Origin of the sequence: Streptomyces sp. DH24 (assembly GCF_029813775.1) — a bacterium.
Classification (GTDB): Bacteria; Actinomycetota; Actinomycetes; order Streptomycetales; family Streptomycetaceae; genus Streptomyces.
In genome coordinates this window covers 95,330-108,076 of record NZ_JARVKW010000015.1, presented here as the reverse complement: position 1 = coordinate 108,076, position 12,747 = coordinate 95,330, and the positions used below count along the sequence as shown (strand labels likewise).

At 73.0% G+C, this 12,747-nt stretch carries 14 protein-coding genes; 8 read left to right on the top strand and 6 right to left on the bottom strand.

Annotated features, from left to right (window positions below; genetic code table 11):
* Window positions 1-43 precede the first annotated feature (43 nt).
* Complete coding sequence (locus tag QC282_RS14820) at window positions 44-190, bottom strand: hypothetical protein (protein WP_279549813.1); 147 nt, start codon at window positions 188-190, stop codon at window positions 44-46.
* 187 nt (window positions 191-377) lie between these two features.
* On the opposite strand from QC282_RS14820, the gene QC282_RS14815 reads away from it, so the two are divergent.
* The gene (locus QC282_RS14815) at window positions 378-608 is read left to right on the top strand and encodes a hypothetical protein (RefSeq protein ID WP_279549812.1); all 231 of its coding nucleotides are present in this window, start codon (window positions 378-380) and stop codon (window positions 606-608) included.
* The gene (locus QC282_RS14810) at window positions 605-1,189 is read left to right on the top strand and encodes a DM13 domain-containing protein (protein ID WP_279549811.1); all 585 of its coding nucleotides are present in this window, start codon (window positions 605-607) and stop codon (window positions 1,187-1,189) included. The genes QC282_RS14815 and QC282_RS14810 overlap by 4 nt, the downstream gene beginning before the upstream one ends.
* Before the next feature lie 185 nt (window positions 1,190-1,374).
* On the opposite strand, the gene QC282_RS14805 is transcribed toward QC282_RS14810, so the two are convergent.
* On the bottom strand, window positions 1,375-1,872 hold the full coding sequence (locus QC282_RS14805) for a hypothetical protein (protein WP_279549810.1): 498 nt from the start codon (window positions 1,870-1,872) through the stop codon (window positions 1,375-1,377).
* A 301-nt stretch (window positions 1,873-2,173) separates the two neighbouring features.
* Here QC282_RS14805 and QC282_RS14800 point away from each other — a divergent pair, with 301 nt between their 5' ends.
* The 6 genes from QC282_RS14800 (at window position 2,174) to QC282_RS14775 (ending at window position 7,953) form a co-directional block, all read left to right on the top strand.
* Entirely contained in the window at window positions 2,174-2,893 is a 720-nt protein-coding gene (locus QC282_RS14800) for a response regulator transcription factor (protein ID WP_279549809.1), read from the top strand.
* A 2-nt stretch (window positions 2,894-2,895) separates the two neighbouring features.
* Window positions 2,896-4,008, top strand: a complete 1,113-nt coding sequence (locus QC282_RS14795) for a HAMP domain-containing sensor histidine kinase (protein ID WP_279549808.1) — start codon at window positions 2,896-2,898, stop codon at window positions 4,006-4,008.
* A gap of 384 nt (window positions 4,009-4,392) precedes the next feature.
* Window positions 4,393-5,523, top strand: a complete 1,131-nt coding sequence (locus QC282_RS14790) for an ABC transporter ATP-binding protein (protein WP_279549807.1) — start codon at window positions 4,393-4,395, stop codon at window positions 5,521-5,523.
* A complete protein-coding gene (locus QC282_RS14785; RefSeq protein ID WP_279549806.1) occupies window positions 5,520-6,227 on the top strand; it encodes an ABC transporter permease in 708 nt (235 codons plus the stop codon). Before QC282_RS14790 ends, QC282_RS14785 begins: the two co-directional genes overlap by 4 nt.
* A complete protein-coding gene (locus QC282_RS14780; protein ID WP_279549805.1) occupies window positions 6,224-6,889 on the top strand; it encodes an ABC transporter permease in 666 nt (221 codons plus the stop codon). Before QC282_RS14785 ends, QC282_RS14780 begins: the two co-directional genes overlap by 4 nt.
* 104 nt (window positions 6,890-6,993) lie before the next feature.
* Window positions 6,994-7,953: an ABC transporter substrate-binding protein gene (locus tag QC282_RS14775; protein ID WP_279549804.1), complete on the top strand. Its 960-nt coding sequence runs from the start codon at window positions 6,994-6,996 to the stop codon at window positions 7,951-7,953.
* Between the two features lie 51 nt (window positions 7,954-8,004).
* On the opposite strand, the gene QC282_RS14770 is transcribed toward QC282_RS14775, so the two are convergent.
* The 4 genes from QC282_RS14770 to QC282_RS14755 are packed head-to-tail and all read right to left on the bottom strand — an operon-like array spanning window position 8,005 to window position 12,498.
* A complete protein-coding gene (locus QC282_RS14770; RefSeq protein WP_279549803.1) occupies window positions 8,005-8,364 on the bottom strand; it encodes a DUF742 domain-containing protein in 360 nt (119 codons plus the stop codon).
* Between the two features lies 1 nt (window position 8,365).
* Complete coding sequence (locus QC282_RS14765) at window positions 8,366-8,797, bottom strand: roadblock/LC7 domain-containing protein (RefSeq protein WP_279549802.1); 432 nt, start codon at window positions 8,795-8,797, stop codon at window positions 8,366-8,368.
* Window positions 8,798-8,811: 14 nt separating this feature from the next.
* Entirely contained in the window at window positions 8,812-11,469 is a 2,658-nt protein-coding gene (locus tag QC282_RS14760) for a nitrate- and nitrite sensing domain-containing protein (protein ID WP_279549801.1), read from the bottom strand.
* Between the two features lie 12 nt (window positions 11,470-11,481).
* Window positions 11,482-12,498, bottom strand: a complete 1,017-nt coding sequence (locus tag QC282_RS14755) for a substrate-binding domain-containing protein (RefSeq protein WP_279549800.1) — start codon at window positions 12,496-12,498, stop codon at window positions 11,482-11,484.
* Window positions 12,499-12,747: the final 249 nt, after the last annotated feature.

Genomic DNA, 12,747 nt, shown 5'->3' with positions numbered 1-12,747 from the left:
CGTGGGAAAATCCTGCCATGTGCTCCGGCGGGACGGCCCGGCGTCAGCTCAGGTCGGCGCAGGCCTCCACCGCGCGCGTCTTGCCGGTGACGACGATGACGTCGCCCTGCTCGACGACGGTGTCGGCGGTGGCGTACGTGAAGTCCTCGCCGGGGCGTTTGCACGAGGGCGAACGCCACGACGACGGCACGGGCGGGATGGGCGACGAGAAGCGCCGGGACCGACCGGACCCGGGTCAGCAGCGCCGGTGTCACGGCCACCTCCCACCTGTTCCGCAGGCCCGTGCCACGAGCCCGTCAACGACGCCGGGTCCGGGTGGGATGGGGCGTTCTGTCGAGAGGTCCGAACGTGACCAAGACCTCATCCGGGAGCCCTCGATGGCCGACGTGGCCTTCGTCGTCACCACGATCGCGGTGTTCGCCCTGGCGGCCTGTCTCGCCGGGGGCGAAGCTGTGACGGCGCGGCACCCCGTCGGCAACGGCCCCCGGGCCGCGGGATTTCGGCGCCGTAAGGAAACCGTCATCGGCTCAGGGGCCCCGAGCGGCCCCGTCATTGCGTTCAATGGGCCGTCGGAAGACCTGGGAGACGAGGCGGGGTGGGGCGCGTGAGCAGGAAGCAGTGGGTCGTCGGTGCGGTGGCGGTGGCGCTGGTCGTGACGGGTGCGGGGCTGTACTGGTTCCAGCCGTGGAAGATCTGGCAGGACGAGACGGTGGACGAGGCGCTGCCCGGGGCCGTCTCGTCGTCGGTGACGCCCGGGCAGTCGAAGGACCCGGCGGCCGAGGCCTCGGAGGGCGCGGCGGAACCCTCGGGGGCGCCGTCCGCCACCTCGGCGGGCCCGCGGACGCTCGCCGGCGGCGAACTGATCAGCCACGAGCACGCCACGTCCGGCACCGTGCGGCTCGTACGGCTCCCCGACGGCTCCCACGTCGTCCGGCTGGAGAAGCTCGACACGAGCAACGGACCCGACCTGCACGTCTGGCTCACCGACGCGCCCGTGAAGGAGGGCCGCGCGGGCTGGCACGTCTTCGACGACGGCGAGTACGTCAGCCTGGGCAGGCTGAAGGGCAACAAGGGCAGCCAGAACTACGTCCTGCCCGCCGACGTCGACCCGGCGGGGTTCACCAGCGTCAGCATCTGGTGCGACCGCTTCGACGTGTCCTTCGGGGCGGCGGAGCTGAGCCGGGTCTGATCCGGCGGTCCGGGGCAGGCGGGCGGGCAAGGGTCCGCCCGCCTGTCCGTCCGCCCGCTTGTCCGCCTGCCCGTCCGCCCGTTCGCCCGCCTGTTCGCTCGTCCGGTCGTCGGCGGCCGGGCGCGGGCCCGGCGGACCGGCGCCGCGCGCCCGGCAGGGCCGCCTGTTCGCGGGCCGGCGGGGCGTCAGGTCCCGTCGGGGGCGAACGCCGCCGACGGAAGGGTGGTCGCCGTCACGGCCGGAAGTTCCTCCGGGGCCTCCTCCGACTGCTGCGAGACGGTGCCACCCGGGTCCTGGTACGGGTTCCGGGAGCTGGCGGGCAGCAGGGACAGGGCACCGAACAGCAGCGCCAGCGCGGCGACCGTGCCGACGGCGCGGCCCACACGGCGCCGCCGGGCCCGGCTGTCCATGTCCCGCCAGGCCGGGCCGCCCCACCGGTCCTCGGGCTGCCACAGCTCGCCGACCGCGCCCGCCGTCCCCTCCGCACCGGTCGCCCCCTCGGCCTCCGGTCGCTCCCGACGCGCGAGAACCGTGCGCTCCCACGCCGACGGCTCCCTCGGCGCGGACCTGCGGATCGCGCTCTCGCTGTCCGTGAGGAACTTCTGCCAGACCTCGTCCGGGACGGGCGCCGTGCCGTACCCGTCCTGCGGCGTTCTGTCGCTTCCCGACTCCTGACCGGTCATGGCCCCCACTTCCCCTCGTGCGTACCTCGTGGTGCAGCTTCCCATCCTGTCGGACGACGGGGACGCGTGGTGCGTTCCGTTCCGGACCGCCGGATGCACCGTCCTGCCGACTTCGCCCCGTCGGCGGGGTGTTCCGCCCGCCGGTTCGCGTCACCCGCACACGACGTGGGTGAGAAAACCCCGGACCGGACGCCGGTTCCTTGCGGAACTTCTTACGGAACTGTTTGCGGAACTTCTTACGGAACACGGACGCCGGTGGACGGGAGCGGCGCTTTCGCGCGCGCGGTGCGAGGCTGGCCGCATGGAGCAGCAGCCGCAGCAGCCGACCGGGGCCCGGGTCCTCGTCGTGGACGACGATCCGACCGTGGCCGAGGTCGTCTCGGGGTACCTCGACCGGGCCGGATACGTCGTGGACCGGGCCGGCGACGGACCCGACGCGCTCGCCCGCGCCGCCGCCCACCGGCCGGACCTCGTCGTCCTCGACCTGATGCTGCCCGGCATGGACGGCCTGGAGGTGTGCCGCCGGATGCGCGACGACGGGCCGGTGCCGGTGATCATGCTGACCGCGCGCGGCGACGAGGACGACCGCGTCCTCGGTCTGGAGGTCGGCGCCGACGACTACGTCACCAAGCCCTTCAGCCCTCGCGAACTCGTCCTGCGGGTCGGGTCCGTGCTGCGCCGCACCCGGCCCGCGCAGTCCTCCGGGCCGCTGCGCGCCGCCGGTCTCACCGTCGACCCGGCGGCCCGCCGAGCCGCCAAGCACGGCACCGAACTCGCGCTGACCGTCCGCGAGTTCGACCTCCTCGTGTTCCTGCTCCGGCACCCCGGGCGTACCTTCGGCCGGGAGGAGCTGATGCGCGAGGTGTGGGGCTGGGACTTCGGCGACCAGTCGACCGTCACCGTCCACGTCCGCCGGCTGCGCGGCAAGGTCGAGGACGATCCGGCGCGGCCCCGCCTCATCCAGACCGTGTGGGGCGTGGGGTACCGCTTCGACGACACCGTGCCCGTCGCGGGGGAGTGACCGTGCGCGACATCCTGCTCATCGCCCTGTTCGCCTTCGCGGGCGCCGCGGCGGCCGGTCTGCTCGGCGCGTGCGTCCTGCTGCTGATCCGGCGCCGGTCCCTCACCGCGCACCTCGCCGTCGTCGCGGGCGTCGCCGTCACCGCGATGCTCGCCGGGACCCTCGCGGTCGCCCGGGCGATGTTCCTGTCCGCGCACGACCTGACCGTCGTGACGACCGTCGTCGCGACGGCCGCCGTGGTGTCCCTGGCGACCGCGCTGCTGCTGGGCCGCTGGGTCGTCGCCCGCAGCCGGGCCCTGGCGATGGCCGCGCGGTCCTTCGGCGACGGCGGCGACTTCGCCGCGCCCACTGGCCCCTCCACCGCCGAACTGTCCGCGCTCAGCCGCGAGTTGGAGGCGACCAGCGCGAAACTCGCCGAGTCCCGGGACCGGGAGCGCGCCCTGGAGTCCTCCCGGCGTGAACTCGTCGCCTGGATCTCCCACGACCTGCGCACCCCGCTCGCCGGTCTGCGCGCGATGGCCGAGGCCCTGGAGGACGGCGTCGCCGCCGACCCGGACCGCTACCTCCGGCAGATCCGCACCGAGGTGGAACGCCTCAACGACATGGTCGGCGACCTCTTCGAACTGTCCCGCATCCACGCGGGCGCCCTGAAGCTCTCCCTCTCCCGGATGTCCCTGTACGACCTGGTCGGCGACGCGCTCGCGGGCGCGGACCCGCTCGCCCGCGAGAACGGCGTACGGCTCGTCGGCGAGCCCGTCGAGGCGGTGCCGGTCGAGGTGGACGGCCGGGAGATGAGCCGGGTGCTGGGCAACCTGCTGGTCAACGCGATTCGCCGGACGCCCGCCGACGGGACGGTCGCGGTGGCCGCCGAGCGGTCGCCCGGGGGTGTGGTGCTGTCCGTGACGGACGGCTGCGGCGGCATCCCCGAGGAGGACCTGCCGCGCGTCTTCGACACCGGCTGGCGCGGCACGCACGCCCGGACCCCGCCCGCGGGCGCCGGACTCGGGCTCGCCATCGTCCGCGGCATCGTCGAGGCCCACCGCGGCCACGCCACGGTCCGCAACGTCACCGGCGGCTGCCGCTTCGAGGTGACCCTGCCCCCGGCCGAGGGGTGACGGGGCAGGCCCGGACCCCGGCAGGGCACACCGCCCACACGCGTACGAGACTCATCCGCCCCAACTCCCGCACCCCCGCGTGCCTCCGCACGCCGGCCCCGCCCGCGGCCCGGACGAGTCCGCCGTGCCGTGCCGGACGCCGCCCGGCGGGTGCTCCCCGGTGCTCCCCGGTGCTCTCCGGTGACCGTCGGCCCGGGACCGCCGCAGGCCGCCCGCCCGTGGCACCCGCCCCGCTCGAACCCCCGTCCGGTTTCGGTCCGCCCGCAGCGGAAACGGTTCCTGGCCGGGGCGTGAAACATCCGCCCCTTAGACTCGACCGGCGACGGCCCCGGTGACCGTGGCCGCAGCGGGCAGCTCGTGCCAACCCGAAGGGCATTCGGCGTCTTGATACGGATGGAATCAGTCACCAAGCGGTACCCGGACGGCACGGTGGCGGTCGACCGGCTCTCGCTGGAGATACCCGACCGCGCGATCACCGTCCTCGTCGGCCCCTCCGGCTGCGGAAAGACGACGACCCTCCGCATGATCAACAGGATGGTCGAGCCCACGGAGGGCAGCATCCTCATCGACGGCGTGGACAGCAGGCAGCAGCCCGTCAACACCCTGCGCCGGTCCATGGGATACGTCATCCAGAACGCCGGCCTCTTCCAGCACCGCACGATCGTCGACAACATCGCCACCGTGCCCCGCATGCTCGGCTGGGGCAAACGCCGCGCCAGGGAACGCGCCGCCGAACTCATGGAGCGCGTCGGCCTGGACGCCTCACTGGCGCAGCGCTACCCCTACCAGCTGTCCGGCGGCCAGCAGCAGCGCGTCGGCGTGGCGCGCGCCCTCGCCGCCGATCCGCCCGTGCTGCTCATGGACGAGCCGTTCTCCGCCGTCGACCCCGTCGTCCGCAAGGGCCTCCAGGACGAACTGCTGCGCATCCAGCACGAGTTGGGCAAGACCATCGTCTTCGTCACGCACGACATCGACGAGGCGATCAAACTCGGCACGATGGTCGCCGTCCTGCGCACCGGCGGCCGGCTCGCCCAGTTCGCACCACCCGCCGACCTGCTGTCCGACCCCGCCGACGCCTTCGTCGAGGACTTCCTCGGCGCCGACCGCGGCATCCGCGGGCTGTCCTTCTTCCCGTCCGCCGGCCTCGAGTTGACGACCCGACCCGTCGTCGCCGTGGACGCCACCGCGGAGCAGATCGCCGCACCCAAGGCCCCCTACCTCCTCGTGACCGACGCGGACGGCAGACCGCTCGGCTGGGGCGAACCCGGCGAACTCACCGCGGGCGCCATCGATCCCGCCCGCCTCCTGCCCTACGGGCGGCCCTTCACGCCCGGCACCGACTCCCTGCGCGCCGCCCTCGACGGGGCCGTGCTGTCGCCGACCGGCTGGGCCGTCGCCGTGGACGCGGACGGCCGGGTGAGCGGAGTGGTGTCCCAGCACACCATCGGCGAGGCGATCCGGTGGGCCCACGCCGAGCGGCGCGCCCAGGGCACGGCCGCGAAGGTCGCCGAATGAATGGCTTCTTCGACATCCCGAGCGACCTCCAGCACAGCTGGCTCGGTCTGGTCGGGCTGCATCTGCGGGAGGCCCTGCTGCCGGTGCTGGCCGGGCTGCTGATCTCGCTGCCGCTGGCCCAGTTGTGCGTCCGCTTCCGCTGGCTGTACCCGCCGGTGCTGTGGGTGACGACCGTGCTGTACGCCATTCCCTCGCTGGCCTTCTTCGTCCTCCTCATCGACTACACCGGCCAGACCGAACTCACGGTGATGATCCCGCTCACCGTCTACAGCCTCGTCGTCCTGGTCCCGGCCATCGTCGACGGCGTCCGCTCCGTCCCGCGGGAGACCCTCGCCGCCGCCACCGCCATGGGCTTCGGGCCCGTACGCCGCTACCTCCAGGTCCAGTTGCCGATCGCCACGCCCGCCATCGTCGCGGGACTGCGCGTGGCGACCGTGTCGAGCATCAGCCTCGTCAGCATCGGCGCCCTCATCGGCAACCAGGGCGCGCTCGGCAACCTGATCAACGACGCGAACATCTACGACCGGCCCGAACTCGCCGTGAACGCCGTGCTCAGCATGGCCCTCCTGGCGATCCTCGCCGACGGCCTGCTGGTCCTCGTGCGCCTCCTGCTGACGCCGTGGATGCCGCGCCGCACGCGCAGGACACCGAAGGCCGGCGTGCCCGGACCGGCCGCCGCAGCACGTAAGGACGCAGCCCGGTGAACCTGCTGAACTTCATCAACGCCTTCTTCGGCGACAGCGCCCACTGGCAGGGCTACGACGGCATTCCCACGCGCGTGGCCGAGCACGTCCGGTACACCCTGCAGGCACTCGCCATCGCCGCCGCGATCGCGCTGCCGGTCGGCATGGTCACCGGTCACTACGGGCGCGGCGGGAACGTCCTCGCCCTGATCGCCGTCGCCGGACGGGCCCTGCCCACCTTCGGCCTGCTGGTGCTGATGACCCTGCTGGTGGGCTTCGGCATGGTGAACGTGATGACCCCGCTGGTCGTCCTCGCCGTCCCGCCGATCCTGGTCACCACCTACGAGGCGATGCGCTCCGTCGACCCGTCGCCGGTGGACGCCGCGCGGGGCATGGGCATGAGCGAGTCCGGGGTGCTCTTCCAGATCGAACTCCCGGCCGCGCTCCCGCTGATCCTCAGCGGCCTGCGCTCGGGGGCCATCCAGATCGTCTCCACGGCCACCATCGCGGCCTACGTCAGCCTCGGCGGCCTCGGCCGCTACATCATCGACGGGCTCTACCAGCGCGACTACGAGAAGGTCGTCGGCGGCGCCACCCTGGTCGCCGGGCTCGCCCTGGCCACCCTGGCGGTGTTCTGGGCGGTGGGCCGGATCGCCGTGTCGCCGGGCGTGCGCAGGCGCTGACGCCGACACCGGATCGTCGCTGTGCGCAACGGGCCGCACATCGACGCCAATTGGTGACCAGGCCGCTCTTGACTGACCGAGAAGTGGCTGGATTGGATCAGTCAATGACTTCCACCGCGAAGAGCAGCCGGACCCGGACGAGACACGCGGTCGCGTTCACCGTCGCGATCGCCGCCACGGCAGCCGTGCTCGCGGGCTGCTCCTCCTCCGACGACCCTTCCAACCCGCTCGCGGAGGGCGACGAGGGCGGCGGCGACACCGTCGTCGTCGGCTCGAACAACTTCGCCGAGAGCATCCTGCTCGCCGACATCTACGGCGAGGCCCTGAAGGCCAGGGGCGTCAAGGTCACCTACAAGCCCAACATCGGCAGCCGCGAGACCACCTACGGCCTCATGAAGAACGGCTCCATCACCGTCCTGCCCGAATACAACGGCTCCCTGCTGGCCTACCTCGACCCGAAGGCCACCCCGAGGACCGTCGAGGAGACGACGGCCGCCCTGGAGAAGAAGCTGGACGCCGGGCTGACCCTGCTGGAGCCGTCGTCCGCGCAGAACAAGGACTCCGTCACCGTCAACGCCGCCACCGCAAAGAAGTACGGCCTGACCGCCGAGTCCAGCATCGCCGACCTCAAGGACGCGGCCCCCGGCCTGGTCTTCGGCGGCTCGCCCGAGTTCCAGACCCGGCACCAGGGCCTCGTGGGCCTGAAGTCGGTCTACGGACTGGAGTTCAAGTCGTTCAAGTCGCTCGACGCGGGCGGCCCGCTGACGCAGGCGGCGCTGAAGAAGAACGCCGTGCAGGTCGCGGACATCTTCACCACCGACCCCACCATCAGCAAGGAGAAGTTCGTCGTCCTGAAGGACCCGAAGAACCTCTTCGGCTTCCAGAACGTGCAGCCCCTCGTCTACAAGGACGGGCTGCCGAAGGAGGGCGTCGACGCGCTCGACGCGGTCTCCGCGAAGCTCGACACCCGGACGCTCCGCGACCTGGACGCCCAGGTGCAGCTGGAGAAGAAGGACCCGCTGGACGTGGCCAAGTCCTGGCTGGAGTCGGTGGGCCTGGACTGAGCCGGGTGCGCGGCCGTGGACCGGCTCCGGTCCCGGCCGTGCGCGGCGCGGTCAGATCCGGCCGAGCCCGTCCTTGACCCTGCGCAGCAGGTCCAGGTCGACGGACGTCCCGGAGACGGGATGCGGCGGGCGGGCGATGATCCGGCCCGCCTCCAGCAGATCGCACAGCAGGATCACGACCACGCTCACCGGCAGATCGAGCCGGGCGGCGAGCTCCGCCACGGCGACGGGCTCGCCGCACAGCCGCAGAATCCGCAGGTGCTCGGCCTGCGGCCGGGGGGCCCGCTCCGGCGGCGGGTCCACCGCGGTCACCGTCGTGATGAGGGTGAAGTCGGCTCGGCTGGGCCGCGTCCGGCCCCCGGTCAGGGTGAACGGCCGGACGAGCCGGCCCGCCGATTCCGCTCCGTCCACCTCACACGCCGGCGTCGGCCGCGGGACCCGCGGCGGCCCGCGGTGCCGCGCTGAGGTGCTCGCCGATCTTCTTCACCAGCAGGTTCATCTGGTACGCGACCACGCCGACGTCCGCGCCCGGCCCGGTCAGCACGACCAGCAGGGCGCCCGGGCCGGCCGAGGTGAGGATCAGATAGCTGTTGGCCATCTCGATGAGCGCCTGACGCACCGGGCCGCCGCGGAAGTCCATGCTGACGCCCTTGCTGAGGCTCATCAGACCGGACGCGGTCGCCGCCAGACGCTCGGCGTCGTCCCGCAGGAACCCCGTCGACCTGCTGAGCACGAGCCCGTCGTCGGACAGCACCACCGCCTGGCTGGCGTCGGCGACCCGGTCCACGAGTCCGGTCAGCAGCTGGTCCAGCTGGGTGTGCGTGGCGGGGGAGGGGAGTGTCATGGCGGTGTCCTTCGTCAGCGGTCGGCGGGGGGAGTCGGGGGGTGGGCGGAGGGCTCGCCCGGCGCGGGGGGCGCGGCGTCCTCCCGGCGTGCCTTGAGCGTGCCGCGCTGGAACCCGGCCAGCGAGGAGGCGGCCCGCTCCGCGGTGAACTCGGTGAACTCGTCGTGCGGGGCGGCCTCTTCACGACCGGCGGGCTCCTCGCGCAGCTCGGCGGCGAGACTCGTCTGCGGCACACGCCGCGGCAACGGGGTGAGGGCGGGGGCGGCGGTCTCCGGGAGGGTGCCGACCGCCGACCGGGAGGCGGCGACGGCCCGGGTGGCCGCCGCGGGCGTGGCGCGTCCGGCACCCGGGGCGGGCGCATCCCTCTCGCCGGCCCCGCCGTGCCGCCCACCACCGGCGCTCCCGCCGTTCCTGACGCTCCCCGACTCCTCGGTGTCGCGGGCGCTTCCCGACTCCTCGGTGTCGCGGGCGCTCCCCGGCCGCTCGGTGTCGCGGGCACTCGTGGAGCTGTCGGTGTCCCGGGCACTCGTGGAGCTCTCGGTTTTCCGGGCGTTTCCGGGGGCCTCGGTGTCTCGGGCGTTCCCGGAGCTCTCCAAGCCCCCGGCGTGCGCGCCGCCCACAGTGTCTCTGGCGTTCGCGCCGCCCAAAGCGTCCCCGGCGTTCGCGCCACCCACGGTGACCCCGGCGTCCGCAGCGCCCCCGGCGTTCCCGTCGCTCCGGGTGTCCTTCGGGTCCGGCGTCGGCTCCTCGCGTACCACCACCTCGTGCGGGATCAGCACGACCGCCGTCGTACCGCCGTACGGCGACGGGCGGAGCGTGACGCCGATGCCGTGGCGGTGGGCCAGGCGGGCGACCACGAACATGCCGAGGCGCAGGTCGTCGGCGAGGGCCACCACGTCGAACTCCGGTGGCACCGCCAACTGCGCGTTCAGCGAGGCGTAGTCGTCCTCCGGCATGCCGAGCCCGCGGTCCTCGATCTCGACGGCCAGCCCTTTGGCGACCAGCACCGCCCGCACCTCGACCGGGCTGGGCGCAGGCGAGTACACCGTCGCGTTGTCGATCAGCTCGGCCAGCAGATGGATCACGTCGGCCACCGCGGGCGGCGCGAGGCACACTCCCTCCTCGCTCTCCTCGGTGCGCACCTCCACCCGCCGGTACTCGGCGACCTCACTGACCGCGCTGCGCAGGATGTCCAGCAGCGCCACCGGTTCCCGCCAGCTGCGGCGCGGCTGCTCGCCGCTGATGATGACGAGGTTCTCCTCGTAGCGGCGCAACTGGCTCGCCGTGGAGTCGAGTTCGTACAGCCCTTTGAGGACCTCGGGGTCGGAGTGCTCGCGTTCCAGCGCGTCGAGCTTGCTGAGCTGGAGGTTGACCAGGTTCTGGCTCTGCCGGGCGATGCCCAGGATCACCTTCTGGAAACCGCGCCGGGTGTCGGCGAGTTCGACGGCGGTGTGCACGGCCGTGCGCTGCGCCGTGTTGAACGCCTGTGCCACCTGGCCGAGTTCGTCGTGCCCGTAGTCCAGCGGCGGCGCCGCCGACTCCACGTCGACCGTCTCGCCCCGGTCCAGCCGGGCCACCACCTCGGGCAGCCGTTCCTCCGCCAGGCGCAGTGTGGCCACCCGCAGGCCGCGCAGCCGGCGGGACAGGGAGCGGGTGATCCGCCAGGACATGCCGACGCACAGCAGCAGCGCGACGAGCCCCCCGGCGCTCAGCGACGCGGCGGTCAGGAGCAGTTCGTCGGCCCGGTCGGCGCTGCGCTCCACCAGATCACGGGTCTGCCGCTGAATGAGGGGCGTGTATCCCTCGGACAGCTTGCCCATGGTGGCGCTCCACCGCTTGCGGACGTCGGGCAGCGCGACCTTCCCCGTGTCGTCCGCGCGGGCGGTCAGCACCTGGTTCTCCAGGTCCTCCAGGGTCCGCCACTGCGGGCTGTGCAGGATCCGCTCGGTCTCCGCCTTGGCCGTGCCGCGCAGGGAGGGCATGATCTGGTCCTGGACGATCCAGCGCCGGGTGATGACGAGCCGCGCGAACTCGGCGCGGGCCGCCCCGTCCAGATACCCGGACCGCCACGCCAGCGTGAGCAGCGCGTCCTCCTGGGAGGCCAGTTCCCCCGCGTGCTCCAGTGCGACGAGCGGACCGGCCTGCGAGGCGAGGTCGCCGTCGTCGACCTGGGAGAGCTCCTCGAAGGCGTGAATCTGGTCGTCGATGATCGACGTGTACTGCTCCAGGGCCTGACCGGCGGTGATGTCGGTGGGGTCGTCCACCTGGCCCCGGTAGTACTCCAGGCTGCCGACCGACGCGACGACCGAGTACAGCCGGTCCTCGATCCGGGCGGGCGCCCGCTCGATCAGGTCGCTCTGCCGGACGAGCTGCTCGACCGCGTCGTCCGTCTGCCGCCGCTGCGCCTCCAGCGCGCCCCGCGAGCCGTGCCCGGACAGCCACGCGGCCGACAGCAGCCGCTCCCGTTGCAGCGCGAGTGTCGCCTCGGTGCCCATCGCGCCGGTCGACCGGCTCAGCTGCGTCTGCTCCCGCAGCCGCAGCCCCTCCGAGAACATCTGGATCGTCGTCACGCCCCACATGGCGGCGAGGGTGACGCCGGGCACCACGGCCAGCAGGACCAGGGAGACACGTATGGAGCCGAGGCGGCGCCGGGCTGCTCTGCGTGAAGACATGGCGGTCCCTTGTCAGCGTGTCCCGTCGGCGGCGAACCCGGCGACCGCGGCGACGTTCGTGCGGGTGACGAAGGCGGGGCCGGTGAGCACGGGAGCCACGCCGCCGCCGCTGACGTTGCCGTTGGTGCGGTACAGCCACAGCGAGTCCACGGCGAGATAGCCCTGCAGATACGGCTGCTGGTCCACGGCGAACTGCACGTCGCCGCTGCGTACGGCCGCCACCAGCTCGTGGTTGAGGTCGAAGGTCGCCACCCGGGCGCTGCTGCCGGCCTCCTTCACCGACTCCACCGCGGCGAGCGCGAACTGGGCGCCCATCATGACGACTTCGTCGATGCCGGGGTCGCCCCGCAGGGCCGCGGTGACGGCGCCGGACACGGCGGCCATGTCGGTGCCGTCGACGTAGAGCATCTCGGTCTCGCCGTCGAACGCCTTCTTCACGCCCGCGCAGCGCGCCTCCAGGGCGACATTGCTGCGCTCGTGGATGACGCACAGCGCGTGCCGCGCCTTGAGGCTGTCGAGTTTGTCGCCGACGGCCCGGCCGGCCAGGCTCTCGTCCTGACCGAAGTACTCCAGCAGTCCCGCCGAACGCCAGTCGGAGATACCGGAGTTGAAACCCACGACCGGTATGCCGGCCGCCCTGGCCTCGCCGATCGGCCCCCGCATGGCCCGCGGTTTGGCGAGCGTGACCGCGATGCCGTCGACCTTGTCGCGGATCGCGTCCCGCACCAGCTCGGCCTGCCCCGCCGCGTCGGGGTCGGCGGCGTACGTCAGCTCGACGCGGTCCTTGGCGGCGGCCGTCTCGGCGCCCTTGCGCACCCGGTCCCAGAACGCGTCGCCCTTGCCGCCGTGGGTGATCATCGCGATCCGGAGCCGTCCGGCGCCCGCCTTGTCCGCGGAGTCCGCCCGTTCCCCGGCCGCGCCGCCGCCCGAACAGCCCGCCACCAGCAGACAGGCGGCGGCGGTCAGGGCCGCGACGCGGGTGAGCCGCCGGGAACCGGGGCGGGAACGAGGCGGAGGGGGACTGGTCATGGCGTGCGGCACCTCGCTGTGCGGCCGAGCAAAGAGCATGGCGGAGCGTACGGAGCGCGCGACCGGAGCCGCGTGGCGCGCACCGATCACCCGTCCACTGGCCCGGAGCCAATCGTGTGCGGACACCGGTCGTCAAGTGAGCGGAGGCCCCCAACACTTGCTGCTGCCGCATCGTGATGATCCGCCGGTGAATCCCCGGAAAACGCCAGGCTCCGCGGCCCTCGGCGCCGCCGTGCGCGGCGACGACCG

What these genes read in the sequence shown, in the direction of transcription:
- QC282_RS14815 (WP_279549812.1), top strand. Translation starts at nt 378, where the DNA reads ATGGCCGACGTGGCCTTCGTCGTCACCACGATCGCGGTGTTCGCCCTG.
- QC282_RS14805 (WP_279549810.1), bottom strand. Translation starts at nt 1,872, where the DNA reads ATGACCGGTCAGGAGTCGGGAAGCGACAGAACGCCGCAGGACGGGTAC.
- QC282_RS14800 (WP_279549809.1), top strand. Translation starts at nt 2,174, where the DNA reads ATGGAGCAGCAGCCGCAGCAGCCGACCGGGGCCCGGGTCCTCGTCGTG.
- QC282_RS14785 (WP_279549806.1), top strand. Translation starts at nt 5,520, where the DNA reads ATGAATGGCTTCTTCGACATCCCGAGCGACCTCCAGCACAGCTGGCTC.
- QC282_RS14775 (WP_279549804.1), top strand. Translation starts at nt 6,994, where the DNA reads ATGACTTCCACCGCGAAGAGCAGCCGGACCCGGACGAGACACGCGGTC.
- QC282_RS14765 (WP_279549802.1), bottom strand. Translation starts at nt 8,797, where the DNA reads ATGACACTCCCCTCCCCCGCCACGCACACCCAGCTGGACCAGCTGCTG.
- QC282_RS14760 (WP_279549801.1), bottom strand. Translation starts at nt 11,469, where the DNA reads ATGTCTTCACGCAGAGCAGCCCGGCGCCGCCTCGGCTCCATACGTGTC.
- QC282_RS14755 (WP_279549800.1), bottom strand. Translation starts at nt 12,498, where the DNA reads ATGACCAGTCCCCCTCCGCCTCGTTCCCGCCCCGGTTCCCGGCGGCTC.